At 61.2% G+C, this 13825-nt stretch carries 9 protein-coding genes; 2 read left to right on the top strand and 7 right to left on the bottom strand.

The annotated features are described in order from the left end of the window. Positions 1-70: 70 nt before the first annotated feature. The 7 genes from AC07VO_RS09750 to AC07VO_RS09780 all read right to left on the bottom strand — a co-directional run bounded on the left by AC07VO_RS09750 (position 71) and on the right by AC07VO_RS09780 (position 11299). A complete protein-coding gene (locus AC07VO_RS09750) occupies positions 71-1600 on the bottom strand; it encodes a DHA2 family efflux MFS transporter permease subunit (protein ID WP_018925480.1) in 1530 nt (509 codons plus the stop codon). 129 nt (positions 1601-1729) lie between these two features. Then, complete coding sequence (locus AC07VO_RS09755) at positions 1730-2932, bottom strand: HlyD family secretion protein (protein WP_086945000.1); 1203 nt, start codon at positions 2930-2932, stop codon at positions 1730-1732. 15 nt (positions 2933-2947) lie between these two features. Next, a complete protein-coding gene (locus AC07VO_RS09760) occupies positions 2948-4417 on the bottom strand; it encodes an efflux transporter outer membrane subunit (protein ID WP_086945001.1) in 1470 nt (489 codons plus the stop codon). Further along, positions 4407-4886 carry a MarR family winged helix-turn-helix transcriptional regulator gene (locus AC07VO_RS09765; RefSeq protein ID WP_018925477.1) on the bottom strand — a complete coding sequence of 160 codons (480 nt, stop codon included), beginning with the start codon at positions 4884-4886 and terminating at the stop codon, positions 4407-4409. Before AC07VO_RS09765 ends, AC07VO_RS09760 begins: the two co-directional genes overlap by 11 nt. A 298-nt stretch (positions 4887-5184) precedes the next feature. Continuing rightward, positions 5185-8859, bottom strand: a complete 3675-nt coding sequence (locus AC07VO_RS09770; protein WP_086945002.1) for a translocation/assembly module TamB domain-containing protein — start codon at positions 8857-8859, stop codon at positions 5185-5187. Next, positions 8856-10583: an autotransporter assembly complex protein TamA gene (locus AC07VO_RS09775; protein ID WP_207238872.1), complete on the bottom strand. Its 1728-nt coding sequence runs from the start codon at positions 10581-10583 to the stop codon at positions 8856-8858. Before AC07VO_RS09775 ends, AC07VO_RS09770 begins: the two co-directional genes overlap by 4 nt. A 65-nt stretch (positions 10584-10648) precedes the next feature. After that, positions 10649-11299 (bottom strand): GNAT family N-acetyltransferase, encoded by a 651-nt coding sequence (locus tag AC07VO_RS09780; protein WP_018925466.1) that lies wholly within the window; start codon positions 11297-11299, stop codon positions 10649-10651. 244 nt (positions 11300-11543) lie between these two features. Here AC07VO_RS09780 and xthA point away from each other — a divergent pair, with 244 nt between their 5' ends. Together xthA and AC07VO_RS09790 are read left to right on the top strand one after the other, a co-directional pair. Further along, entirely contained in the window at positions 11544-12356 is an 813-nt protein-coding gene (xthA, locus tag AC07VO_RS09785) for an exodeoxyribonuclease III (protein ID WP_018925465.1), read from the top strand. Positions 12357-12468: 112 nt separating this feature from the next. Next, positions 12469-13806 carry a substrate-binding domain-containing protein gene (locus AC07VO_RS09790; protein ID WP_086945004.1) on the top strand — a complete coding sequence of 446 codons (1338 nt, stop codon included), beginning with the start codon at positions 12469-12471 and terminating at the stop codon, positions 13804-13806. Positions 13807-13825: the final 19 nt, after the last annotated feature.

Genomic DNA, 13825 nt, shown 5'->3' on the forward strand with positions numbered 1-13825 from the left:
GTGTCAATCAATATTTACGTAGACTGACACGCCGCCTTCGCGGGCAAGCCTCGCTCCTACAAGAGGTCACTCAGTGGCCGGAAGCAGCCGGCCCCGCCTTCGCCGCAAACGGCGGTTTCGCCAGCCATACCAGCAGAATCAAGCCCATGAACGCCCACCCCAGCAACGTGAAGTAATCCACGGTGGAGAGCATGTACGCCTGGCTGGTCAGTACATGATCCAGTTGCGCGTAGGCCGGGTTGCCCGCCCCGCCCAGCGTGTTCAACGCCTCCCGGGTTGCCGGCTCATAGGTGGTGATGCTTTCACTCAGATACGCATGGTGCTGATCGGCCCGGCGAATCCAGATCCAGGTGGTCAACGACGCCGCAAAACTACCGCCCAGGGTCCGCAGGAAGGTCGCCAGCCCCGCGCCGTCGGCAATCTGGCTCGGCGGCAGGTCCGACATCAAAATGCTCAAGGTCGGCATGAAGAACAGCGCCACGCCAATGCCCATGAACAGCTGCACCAGGGCGATGTGCTGGAAGTCCACTTCGTTGGTAAACCCGGCGCGCATGAAACAACTCAAACCGATGCACAGGAACGCGCCACCGGCCAGCAATCGCAGGTCGAATTTGTGCGCGTACCTACCGACAAACGGCGACAACACCACCGGCAAAATGCCGATCGGTGCCACCGCCAGGCCAGCCCAGGTGGCGGTGTAGCCCATCTGGGTTTGCAGCCATTGCGGCAGGATCAGGTTGATGCCGAAGAACCCGGCGTATCCGCCCACCAGCACGATGGTGCCGATGCGGAAGTTGCGGTAGGCGAACAGCCGCAGGTTGACCACCGGGTGTTTGTCGGTCATTTCCCAGATCACGAACACTGCCAGCGCAATCACCGAAATAGCCGCGCCGATGATGATGAAGTTCGACTCGAACCAGTCCAGGTCATTGCCCTTGTCGAGAATCACCTGCAATGCGCCAACGCCAATGATCAAGGTGATCAGACCCACGTAATCCATCGGCTGGTAACTGGTCTCCACAGGACGCGCCTTGAGTTGCTGGCGCACCACCATCACGGCGAAAACCCCGATCGGCACGTTGATGAAGAAGATCCACGGCCAGCTGTAGCTGTCGGTAATCCAGCCACCGAGGATCGGACCGGCAATCGGCGCCACCACCGTGACCATCGCCAGCAACGCCAGGGCCATGCCGCGCCTGGCGGGCGGATAGACCGCGATCAACAGCGTCTGGGTCATGGGGTACAACGGCCCGGCCACCAGGCCTTGCAGTACCCGAAAGCCGATCAGCTCCGGCATCGAAGTCGAGATACCGCACAGAAACGACGCCAGCACGAACAGCATCGTCGCCCAGAGAAACAGTTTCACCTCACCAAAGCGCCGGCTGAGCCAACCCGTCAGCGGCAGCGCGATGGCGTTGCTCACGGCAAACGAGGTGATCACCCAGGTGCCCTGCTCCGAACTCACGCCCAGGTTGCCGGAAATCGTCGGCAAAGCCACGTTGGCGATGGTGGTGTCGAGCACTTGCATGAACGTCGCCAGCGACAGGCCGATGGTGCTGAGCACCAGGCTGGGCGGCGAGAAAGAGGCGTTATGGCTCATCGCGAATCCTTTGGAGCTGATTTTTTTGGAGCGGGATTGGCACAGCGCCTGTCACTGACGCAGCTGACCTTGTGGGAGTGAGCTTTGTGGAGAGGGAGCTCGCTCCCACAGGGTCGGTGTGATGGCGAATCAGCGGTGCGCGGTTTTGCTGACCGCGGCGCTGTTATCGTGGATCAATTGGGTGATCATCGCGTCGGCCTCGACCAGCTGACGGTCATACACATTGGTACTGAACGAAGCCTTTTGCGGTGGCTGCTGCGCCAGCACCGGACCGCTCTGGTCGCGCAGGTTCACCTCGACCTGAGTCGACAGGCCGACCCGCAACGGGTGCTTGGCCAGTTCTTCGGCATTGACGTGAATCCGCACCGGCACCCGCTGCACGATCTTGATCCAGTTACCGGTGGCGTTCTGCGCCGGCAGCAAGGCAAACGCGCTGCCGGTCCCGGCACCGAGGCTGTCGATGGTGCCGCTGTATTTGACGTTGCTACCGTAGAGATCGGCTTCAATGTCCACCGGCTGCCCGATGCGCATGTCACGCAGTTGGGTTTCCTTGAAGTTCGCGTCGATCCACAGCTGATCCAGCGGAATCACCGCCATCAGCGCGGTGCCCGGCTGGACACGCTGACCGAGTTGCACGGTACGTTTGGCGACATAACCGGTGACCGGCGCGATCAAGGTGCTGCGGGCATTGTTCAGGTACGCCTGACGCACTTGCGCAGCGGCGGCCATCACGTCCGGGTGCGACGACACCACTGTGTCATCGACCAGCGCGCTGGTGGTCTTGAGCTGTTGTTGGGCGTTGGCCAGGGCGTTCTGCGCCGAGGTCAGGTCATCACGGGCGTGGGACAGCTCTTCCTGGGAAATCGCCCCGCCGGCAGCGAGGTTTTTCCGCCGATTGAAGTTCTCCTGAGCCTTTTGCACTTCGGCCTGCTGCGCATTGACCTGGGCTTTCATGCCGTCGACGTCACTGTACAAACCGCGCACCTGGCGCACAGTGCGGGCCAGGTTGGCCTGGGCGCTTTGCAGACCGACTTCGGCGTCGTTCGGATCGAAGTTGATCAGCACCTGGCCTTCATGGACCAAATCGCCATCGTCAGCGCCGATGCTGACCACGGTGCCGGTGACCAGCGGCGTGATTTCCACCACGTTGCCGTTCACGTAGGCGTCATCGGTGCTTTCGCTCCAGCGGCCGAAGAATTGGTGATAACCCCAGACGCCGGCTCCGGCGAGGATCACCATGATGGTCAGGACAAACAGCATCACTTTGCGCTTGCGCGGGTTGCTCGTGTCTTGAGCGTTGTCAGGGGCTTGAGTTGTATCGACAGTGGCCATGACGAGTACCTTGAATTAGTTGTGCTGCGTGGCTGGGGTTGCGTTGGCGGCGGTCAGGGTGTCGCCCTGAAATCCGCCACCCAGCGCTTGCATCAGTTGAATCGACAGGTCGATCTGCTCGGCATTCAGGTTGGCCAGCTGACGCTGGGCCTGGAGCAACTGCTGCTCGATGCTGAGCACGTCGAGGTAGTTGCCGATGCCGGAACCGTAGCGCTGGACCACGGTGTTGTAAGAATCCCGGGCGATGTCGGTGGCGTGTTGCTGGGCACCGATTTGCCGGCCGATATCGTGCAACTGGTTGATGGTGTCGCTGACATCGCCTAAAGCTTTCACCAGGCTTTTGTTGTACTGCGCCACCGCGAGGTCGTAATCGGCGTCGCGGGAATCGAGGTTGGCACGCAGGCGGCCGCCGTCGAAAATCGGCACCGAGATCGTCGGCGCGATGTTGAAGAAACGGCTCGCCGATCCAAACATCGCATCGCCCAGTAAAGATTCGGCACCCGCCGCCGCGCTCAAGTTCAAGTTGGGATAGAACTGTGTTTTGCCAGCGGCGATGTTCTTGCTCGCGGCCTCGACCCGCCAGCGCGCGGCCACGAGGTCGGGACGACGACCGAGCAGTTCGGCCGGCAATACCGACGGCAATGCAACGGCGCTGGCCTGAAGGACTTTCGGCCGGGCGATTTCGTTGCCGCGATCCGGGCCTTTGCCCAGCAGCACCGCCAAGGCGATTTTCGCGCTTTGCAGGCGTTTCTCGGCGTCGATCAGGCTGGCTTCGGCGCTGGCTTCAAGGCTTTCGGTTTGCTGGAACTGGTACTGACTGTCGATCCCCGAGCTCAGGCGACGCTGGCTGAGGTCGAGCATTTGTTTGGTGCGCTTGAGGTCTTCGCTGGCCAGGTCATGGATGATGTGCGCCTGCCCCAGATCGCTGTAGGCACGGGCGACGTCGGCGGACAAGGTCAGTTGCGCGGCCTGCTGATCGACTTCGGCGGCGCGGGCCTGGCCCAACGCGGCTTCCCAGGCATCGCGCTGGCCGCCCCAGAGATCGAAGGTGTAATTGAAGCTGGCGCCGAGATTACGCACGGTGGAGTAAGTGCCACCCTGCCCGCTCGGGTCTTTGTCGCGGGCCAGACGCGAACGGCTGACACCGGCATTGGCATCGAGGGTGGGCATCCGTGCAGCATCGGCGGCGTAGGCGGCAGCACTGGCCTGGTGAGCGCGGGCGTCGGCGATTTGCATGTCGGGGCTGTCGTGCAGGGCTTCGCGGATCAGGCCGTCGAGCTGCGGGTCGCCGAGGCTTTTCCACCAGTCGCTTTTCGGCCATGCGGCGGGTGTCAGGGTCACGCCATTGAGCGACTGCCCGGCCTTGAGGTTCTTCGCATCGAGGCTGACACCTTCGGTGCTCAGGCCACTGTAACTGGCGCAACCGGCGACGCTCATGGCCAACAGCACCAGGCTCAGTCCGGTACGCAGGCGTTTACTGTTCATTGCCACCTACCCGCAGCAAGGTGATCGAGTCACCCGCCGCTACCAGGATTTTCTTCAGGATGTGTTCCAGGGCTTTCAATTCTTCCGGGGTGATGGCCCCGGCCAGTTCATTCATGGCATCGGCGCCGATTTCCGGCAGACGGTCAGTCAACTGTTGACCTTGTTCGGTCAGCACCAGTTGCACCTGACGGCGGTCTGCTTCGGAGCGTTGGCGGGCGAGGAAACCTTTCTGTTCCAGACGATCGAGCATGCGGGTCATCGAACCACTGTCCAGCGACAGGTGGCGGCACAGCTCGGCCGGGGTATCGACGCCGAACTGGGCCATGATGATCAACACTTTGAACTGCGCGGCGGTGATGCCGTGGGGTTCCATGTGAGTGTCGATGATCCGGTCCTTGAGCAGCGCGGCGCGTCCGAGCAAGAGGCCGAGATGGCAATTATGGAAATCGTATGAGGAGAAATGTTTCATCGGACCACCAATTAGCTGCCTAGGCAGTGAATGTATGTCGAGATATTACTGCTTAGGCAGCCAATGTCAACGCAATAGTTAGGATGCTTTGTATTCGACTGATAAAAGGCGCACGACCGACCACCACAAATCTCTGTGGCGAGGGGGCTTGTCGGAACGCCGCACCGCCCCGTTCGGCTGCGAAGCAGTCGTCGCTTTTCGATTTGCAGGGTTTCAGAAGGAATGAAATGGCAAGTTTTGGGGCCGCTGCGCGGCCCAACGGGGGCAAGCCCCCTCACCACAGGGATCGCGCAGGGGGTTAGAAATCCCGCTTGTAGAAGATGTCCAGCGAACTGGCCACGCCGCTGGCGGCTTCGAGGTAGACTTTTTTGCTCAGCTTGTAACGCAAGGCGATGGTGTTGGCCGGTTCAAACACGCCTACGCCATAACGCAGGCTGAGCTTCTCGGAGATGTTGCCGCTGGCCACCACACTGGTGGTATTGCCGCTGCCTTGGGTATCGAGCTGGAAGTCCTGAATGCCCAGATCCTTGGCCAACCCGCTAGTGACCCCGGAGCTGCCCATCAAACCCAAGCCGAGGGCGGCCTGGGCGAGCATGTTGTTGTCTTCACCGGTGGTACTCAGCGGACGCCCCAGCACCAGGTAGGACAACGCCTGCTCCTGACTCATCGCCGGCTCGGAAAAAATCTGCGTGGTCGGCTGTTCGGCACTGCCGCTCAAGCGAATGCCGGCAATCACGTCGTCGGTCTGGCGAATCGCTTCGATGTCCAGGTACGGCTGATCGATGGGACCGGCAAACAACAGGCGGGCCCGGCGCACCGTCAGGCGCTGGCCGTAGGCGCGATAACGCCCGTCGTTGAGCCAGAGCTCGCCGCGTGTGTCCATGTTGTCGCCGATGTGCACATGACCTTGCAGGTTGGCGGTCAGGCCGAAGCCGGCAAAGCTGAGTTTGTCTTCCCCGACCACCACGTCGATGTCCATCGCCATGGCCATCGGCGGCTTGCCCTCTTCGGTCTGCTGGCCGACGATCACCGTGTCATCGGAGACCTTGACCGTCGACGGCGGCAGCTCACGCACGGTGATTTCGCCCTTGGGCACCAGCACTTTGCCGACGATTGCGAGTTTGTCGTCCTTCATGGAGATTTTCAGGTCCGGCGCGACTTCCAGCGCGGCGTAGGGTTCGACGGTGACCGGCAACTGCGAGCCCTTGAGCGCCAGGTCCACCACCAGCGCCTGGCCCCAGGCGATATTGCCATTGAGAGTGCCCTGCCCGGCCTTGCCGCTTTTCCAGCCGCCGTTCAGCTGTACGGTTTCGCCGGCAATCACCGCTTGAAGTTGCAGGGCCTGGAGCGCCATCGGCAGTTCCGGCCCGGAGATTTCACCGTCGCGCAGCTCAAGGTTGCCGTTGACCAGCGGCGCCAGCAACCCGCCAGACAGCGTGCCGCTGCCGTTCAAATGCCCGGTGAGTTTCTCGACCATCGGCACAAACGGCCGCGCCACCGACAAATCCAGGCCATTGAGGCGGAATGAGCCGGTCAGCGGTTTGTTCTTCGGCAACGGGTTGATCTGCGCCTGCAGCATCAGCTCACCAAGCTTGCCACCGACGAAGCTGAGGTCGGTGTCGATGCGTTTTGGCGTGAGTTTGCTGGTGAGTTTCAGGGTCTGGTACGGGAAGTCCAGCCACTGGTCCTTTTCCTTCATGCGCAATGTGCCACCGCTGGCATCGACGCTGATCTGGCCGTTCGGGCCGCTGGCCGGCAAGTCCAGTTGCAGGTCGGCGTTGAGCCGGCCCTGCCAGGCAAAATCCTTCGGCAGCCATTGCGCCAGGCTGTCGATCGGGAACTGCTTGAGGTGGTAACGCAGCTTTGGCTCCGGCATCAAGCGCTGGTCTTCGCCACACAGGCTGGCCGGGCCGGACATCCAGCAATGGGCACCGAAGTTGATTTTGCCGTCCGCCAGCCGTTCGAGTCTGGCCGGGTTTTGCAGCTTCCAGTCCTGACCACCGGCCTGGATATCGCCACTGGCCAGACGCCCGCGCCAGTTACCTTTATCCAACGCGCCGTCAAGACCGAGCGCCAGTTTCAGTTTCGGTCCTTGCAGGTCGAGGGTCAGCTTCTGGTTTTTGATGTCGCCCTGGCCGCTGGCGGTCAAGGTGCCCAGTGACGTGTCGCCGGTCTGAATGCCGCTGCCCTTGAGGTCGATCTTCGCCCGTTGGGCACTGTCGAGGGTGGCATCCAGATTGAGGCTTTGCAGGCGGTTGTCTTCGAAAACCAGTTGCGTGCCTTGCAGGGCGAGCTTGCCTTGCGGTGCCTTGAGCGTGCCGGCGACATTGACCCGACCATTGAGCTGGCCGCGCAGTTGCGGCCAGAGTTGGGCGAGGCGCGGCATTTTGATGTCGATCTGGCCGGCGAGTTTCTGTTGCAGGCTGCCTTGGCCATTGATGCTGTTGTCACCCAGGCGAATCTGCAACGCGCTGAGGTTCCATTGCTCGCCGCCGCCATCAGCCTTGGCTTGCAACACCGCCGGCTGCCCGCGCAGTTTGCCTTTCAGGTCCAGGTCGGCGGTCAGGCTGAGCCTTTCATTCTTCATCTCGCCTTTGCTGCGTAACGGACCCGCCAAGGTACCCGGCAACTCCGCGAGCCAGTACGCCGGGTTGATCGCCGAGAGGTCCAGCGCGGTATCCCAGGCGATGCCGTCGGCAAATTGCAGGTTCAGGTGCCCTTCGGCCTTGCCCTGCCCGGCTTCGAGCTTGAATTGCGGCAGATGGATTTGGCTCAGGTCGCCGCTGAACGGGCTGTTCAGGCTGAACGCCCCGGCCGGACCATCCAGTGCGGCCTTGAAGTTACCGATGTAGTTGCCGTCGGTGTAGGAGACTTCACCGTTGAAGCTGCGCAGTGCCACTTGCGGCTCGTCGATCAGCGGATAGAGGCGGTGCCAGGGGAAATCCAGCCAGTCGATTTTCGCTTCGGCACTGAAGCCTTTGCTCCAGTCCAGTTGCCCGGTGAGCTTGAGGCTTTGTTTGTCATTGGCGGTCAGGTCGAGACCCGCGATTTGCGCGCCCTTGGCGTCAACCTTGCCTTGCAGCGACAACGCGACCGGGCCAAGTTCGGCAGGCAACGTGGCTTTGCCGAGCAACTGGTAGCCGTTTTTCAGGTCGCCATCGCCGGTGAGTTCCAGTTGATTGAGTTGCAGGGTGTCCGGCAGCTCGGCGCTGGCCTTGAAGCCGTCAGCGGTGATGCGCACTTTTGCCGGCAGGTTTTCCACCAGTGGCTGCAATTCGCCAGTCAACTGCCCGTTCAGGTAACCGCTGCTGTCGGCTTTCAGGTTCAAGGTTTTCAGCAGATCGCCGTCGACCTTCAAAGCCAGTGCCCAGGGTTCGGTGCCCGGCGCCGGCAAGGTCAGCTTGCCTTCGGCGGTCAGCGGCCAGTTGCCGATCGGTTGCAACAGGCCAGACAGGTTCAGGCTCAGTTCATCCCGCTGCAAGTGCACCGAGTCGATCTTCAAACCCTGTTCGGTCCAGTGCGCCGCCAGTTGCAGGCCTTTGAGCTCTTCGCTGCCATTGAACAGCAAACGGCCGACCTTGACGTCACCCAACTCGATGGCCAGCGGCAACTTCAAGTCCGGAAGGCTGATCGGCCCGCTGCTTTGCTCTTCTGCGCCTGGCGGAAATTGCAGGCTGACCTGCTCAGCCTGCAATTGCTCGATGCACAGCGTCATGCGCGTCAGGCACAGCGGCGACCAGGCGAAAATCGCCTGGTTCAGCTCAACCCGGCTGTTGTCCTGCTGCCACAGCAGATGGTCGGCGCTCCACTGTCCACCCAAACGGCCCTGGAAATTCTCCACGGTCAAACCCGGCACAAACCCGAGCGCCCAGCGACTGCCCGTCGCCGTACCCAGCACGATGATCAAGGCCAGCACGACCAGCATCAGCAGCGCCGGGATCGCCAGCAGCGCTATTTTCAAACCACGCTTCACAGCTCAGGCCCCATGGAAAAGTGCAGTCGAATGCCGCCGTCGTCGTCCATCGCGTGGGCCAGGTCGAGGCGAATCGGCCCTACCGGCGAAACCCAGCGCACGCCAATACCGACGCCGGTCTTCAGGTTCGGCAGTTCGAGGGTGTTGAAGGAGTTGCCCTGGTCGATGAAGGTTGCGACCCGCCATTTTTCGGCGATGGAGTATTGATACTCGACGCTGCCGGCCACCATGTAACGGCCACCGATACGGTCGCCATCGGAGTTCTCCGGGGACAGGCTCTGGTAGTCGTAACCGCGCACGCTCTGATCACCACCGGCAAAGAAGCGCAGAGACGGCGGCACCGATTTGTAACCGTTGGTGGCGCTGCCGCCGACCTGCACCCGACCGAGGAAGCGGTGTTTATCGAAGACCGTGGTCAGGCCTTTGACCAGTGCCGTGCCATACACCAGGTTGGTGTCCGAACCCAATCCTTCCTTGGCCACCTTGGTTTCGAATTGCAGGCGATAGCCATTATGCGGATCGATGCGGTTGTCGCTTTTCAGGTACGAATAGCTCACGCCGGGCATTAGCAAGGTACTGAGCCCCGAGTCGTCACCGAGTGTGTATTCCTCGCGTTGCCATTTAAGCGACACCACCCGCTGCCAGCCGCTGGGCAACTTGCTGTGCCATTCGGGGCCAAGGGTCAGCAATTTGCTGCGGGAGTCGGTGCCAGCGATATCTTCATATTGATAGCCAGCGGCCCAGCGCAGTTTGTCGGTCAGCGGTGGGTCCAGGGGAATGTCGTAAAACACCCCGACGTTCTGCCGTGGTGCCGACAGTTCGGCTTCCCAGCCATAGCTGTCGCCTTGCGGGTTGACCCAGTGCCGGGTCCAGTTGGCCTTGATTCGCGGGCCGACGTCGGTGGAAAACCCCAGACCCAAGCCCATGGTCCGAGGCTTGCGGGTGTCGAGTTTGACCGCCACCGGGATCACGTCGTCCTTGGAGGCCGTTGGCGCCGCGTCGACGCGCACGCCTTCGAAATAACCGCTCGATTGCAGCGCCTGATTGAGTTCGGCGATCAGTTCCGAGTCATAGGGCGTACCGGCCTTGAACGGCACCATGCGTTGCAGCAGGTCTTCGTCGAACGGCGTGTCGCCTTCAAAACTGACTTTGCCCAGCGCATAACGCGGGCCGCTGTCGTAGATCAATTCGATATCGGCGACGCCCGCGCGCGGGTCCACCAGCAGCTTCTGGCGAGTGAAGCGCCCACTGAAGAAGCCGAAACGCGAGGCCTGGTTCTGGATCAGCCGCTTGGCGTCTTCGTAACGGCCATGGTTAAGCACCGCGCCTGGCATTAGCAGGTCGCTTTTGGGCACACGAAAGGATTTGAGCGAGGCGGCAGGACCGTCGACACGTATCGTGACGTTGCGCAAATGGATCGGCTCGCCGGGATCGATGTTCAGCACCAGGCGCGGCGTCTTGCCGCCCTTCACGTCGCTGTCGATTTGCGGCTGGTAATACCCCAAGGCCTGGGCGGCCTTGCGCGCCTGTTCTTCGGCGCCGCGACTGAAGCGCAGCAAGGCTTCTTCATCGCGATCGCCGAGGCTACCGATATAGCCCTCTATATTGGCCTTCAGTTCATCGTTGGACGGTTTGATCCGCACATCCAATTCACTTTGCGCCAGCGCCGCGCAGCTGGATAACAGCATCAACAGGCCGCTGGTGATTCTTCCTGGAACATTCATAGGCGCGGATGCTATCACGAGCTTGGGAGCCTGATAGAGCCGGACTTGTCCCATAAGTTCGGCGATTACGCTGTTGCTGTTTGTAACACCTGCGGGTTGGCGTGGAAAAACACGTGCTCACGAATCGGTCCTACGGCCACTTCGCCGATTTCCTCATAGCCCTGACGCTTATAGAACTCCAGATAGCGAGGATTCCCGGTGTCGAGGATCACGCCTTGGGAGTGCTCATCGACTGCGCACCAGTTGTGCACCGCTTGCAGCAACTGTTCGCCAAAGTGCTTGCCCTGGAATTGCGGGTGAACCCCCAGCAATGGCAGGACGTGCACCGAGTCGGACGGCACGCACGCCATCACGGCGGCGTGGTAATCGAGGTAGCGTCGGGTACAGCGAAACCCGGTGCTGAGCACCATCCGCAGGCGCCAGGCCCAGCTTTCGGTGATGCCCAGGCGGCGTTGCGGCGGCGCGATCAGGGCGATGCCGATCAAGCGGTCATTCACCAGCAGGCCGATGGCCGGCAAATCCTGCAGAAAGTGCTGTTTGATCAGTTCGCGCACCGTCGCCCGGACTCGCTGTTCATAACCGGGGCGTTCGGCTTCGAACAGGTAGCCGAACGTCGGCTCGTGCCGGTACGCCTGGTACAACAGGGAACGCGCTTCGCGGGAATAGCCGCTGTCGAGCATGTGAATATCGGCGATGGCGGTCGAGGTTTCGGGCATAACGGCGGATCTCCCTGGGGCACAGCTCAGATGGCTGCGCTCTTCTTGGTACGAGCCTTGGGGTGGCTTCACAGTTCCCCAGACAGGTATAGACCAAGCGAGGAGCTTCATCGACCGGGCTTGCCCGCGAAGAGGCCGGATCTGCCAACACATCTCTGACAGGACACAACGAATCCCCTCACCCCAAAGCTGGCCCCATTCCTACATGTCAGCTAGCATCGCACTTTTGCCAGGACTGCCGACCATGAAGATCGTCTCCTTCAACATCAACGGGCTGCGCGCTCGCCCGCATCAGCTGGCGGCGCTGATCGAAAAGCATCAGCCGGACGTGATCGGGTTGCAGGAAACCAAGGTCCACGACGACCAGTTTCCCCTGGCCGAGGTGCAGGCGCTGGGGTATCACGTGTATTTCCACGGCCAGAAGAGTCACTACGGCGTGGCCCTGCTCTCGCGCCAGGAGCCGATTGCGCTGCACAAAGGTTTCGCCACTGATGAAGAAGACGCTCAACGGCGCTTTATCTGGGGCACGTTCGCCGACGCCAATGGCGTGCCGGTGACCATCATGAACGGCTATTTCCCACAGGGCGAAAGCCGCGATCACCCCACCAAGTTCCCGGCCAAGGAACGTTTCTACAGCGATTTGCAGCAATTGCTGGAAAGCCAGTTCAGCAACGACCAGCCGATCGTGGTGATGGGCGATGTGAACATTTCCCCGGAAGACTGCGACATCGGCATTGGCCCGGATAACATGAAACGCTGGCTGAAAACCGGCAAATGCAGCTTCCTGCCCGAAGAACGCGAATGGATGGCACGCCTGAAGAACTGGGGTCTGGTGGACAGTTTCCGTCACCTGAACCCGGAGGTTGCCGACCGTTTCAGCTGGTTCGACTACCGCAGCCGCGGTTTTGAAGATGAGCCCAAGCGTGGGCTGCGGATTGACCTGATCATGGCGTCCAACGGGTTGTTGCCTCGGGTCAAGGACGCAGGCGTGGATTACGAACTGCGCGCAATGGAAAAGCCTTCCGATCACGCGCCGATCTGGCTTGAGTTGAGCTGATAACGTTTTGCTGATTATTCCCACGCTCCGCGTGGGAATAATCACTGTCATCGTTCAGAAACCTTACTGACTTATTCTCCCGGCACTTTCTTTGGCTTATTAAGGTGCCGGCATGTCCCTGCGCGTGTTGTTCCTGCTGCTCGGCGCCGTGCTGCCGTTGACAGTATCGGCCGGTGATCTGCCGACGCCCGAACGCGGCCCGGTGCTGCGCATCCAGGGTTCCAACACCATTGGCGCGGCGTTGGGGCCGGCGCTGGTCGAGGGGTTGATGCATGAACAGGGCCTGCTCAAGGTGCACCGCGAAGCCCCGGACAAAGCCAACGAACAACGCATCGTCGGAGAAACCGCTCAGGGCCGCCGAGTGGAGGTGGAAGTCGCGGCCCACGGTTCCAGCACCGGATTCAAAGCCCTGAAAATCGCCTCCGCCGATCTTGCGGCCTCGTCACGGCCGATCAAGGACAGCGAACGACTGGATCTCGAACCGCTGGGCGACCTGAAAAGCCCGGTTGCCGAACAAGTCATCGCCATCGACGGGCTGGCCATCATCCTTCATCCGCACAATCCGCTGAAGCAGCTCAACACCGAGCAACTGGCGCGAATTTTCAGCGGCGAAACGAAAACCTGGGAAGAGCTCGGCGGCACCGGTGGGACGATTCATCTCTACGCGCGGGATGACCAATCGGGCACCTACGACACGTTCAAGGAGTTGGTCCTCAGCCCGCGTGGGAAAATGCTGAGCGGCAACGCGAAACGCTTCGAATCCAGTGAGCAATTGTCCGACGCGGTGAGTCTGGACCCGCAAGCCATCGGCTTCATCGGTTTGCCTTATGTGCGCCAGGCCAAAGCCGCGGCCATTGTCGATGGTGACTCCCAGGCCATGCTGCCGCTCAATAGCCTGATCGCGACGGAAGATTACCCGCTGTCCCGTCGGCTGTTCTTTTACCTGCCGCCGAACGGGAAAAATCCCTGGGCCAAGGCCTTGGTCAAGTTCGCCCAAAGCAGCAAAGGCCAGGCGATTGTCGCGGCTAACGGTTTTATCGCGCAGACCGTTCAGGCCATGGCGGTCACACCGAATGCGCTGATGCCCGAGGGTTATCAGGCACTCAGTCGGCATGCCCAGCGGCTGACGGTGAATTTTCGTTTCGAAGAAGGCAGCGCGACGCTGGACAACAAGGCCCGCCAGGACCTGTCGCGGGTGCTCGACTATATAAGGCAGCACGACAAAGCCAATCGGCAGGTGACGCTGGTAGGGTTTGGCGATGCCAAGAGCGACCCCGCGCGGGCCGACCTGCTGTCGAAACTGCGGGCCATGGCGGTGCGGCGAGAACTGGTGAAAAGCGGCGTGGTGTTTCGCGAAATTCGCGGTTTTGGCGCCGAGATGCCGGTGGCGGCCAACAGCGGGGATGAAGGGCGGATCAAGAATCGGCGGGTTGAGGTTTGGGTGTATTGAAGTAAGCACCAAACATTGT

This window comes from Pseudomonas sp. GW821-FHT03E01 (genome assembly GCF_059420765.1).

Bases quoted from the DNA above. Each gene is read 5' to 3' on its own strand.
- AC07VO_RS09750 (WP_018925480.1), bottom strand. From the start codon at position 1,600: ATGAGCCATAACGCCTCTTTCTCGCCGCCCAGCCTGGTGCTCAGCACC.
- AC07VO_RS09755 (WP_086945000.1), bottom strand. From the start codon at position 2,932: ATGGCCACTGTCGATACAACTCAAGCCCCTGACAACGCTCAAGACACG.
- AC07VO_RS09760 (WP_086945001.1), bottom strand. From the start codon at position 4,417: ATGAACAGTAAACGCCTGCGTACCGGACTGAGCCTGGTGCTGTTGGCC.
- AC07VO_RS09765 (WP_018925477.1), bottom strand. From the start codon at position 4,886: ATGAAACATTTCTCCTCATACGATTTCCATAATTGCCATCTCGGCCTC.
- AC07VO_RS09775 (WP_207238872.1), bottom strand. From the start codon at position 10,583: ATGAATGTTCCAGGAAGAATCACCAGCGGCCTGTTGATGCTGTTATCC.
- AC07VO_RS09780 (WP_018925466.1), bottom strand. From the start codon at position 11,299: ATGCCCGAAACCTCGACCGCCATCGCCGATATTCACATGCTCGACAGC.
- xthA (WP_018925465.1), top strand. From the start codon at position 11,544: ATGAAGATCGTCTCCTTCAACATCAACGGGCTGCGCGCTCGCCCGCAT.
- AC07VO_RS09790 (WP_086945004.1), top strand. From the start codon at position 12,469: ATGTCCCTGCGCGTGTTGTTCCTGCTGCTCGGCGCCGTGCTGCCGTTG.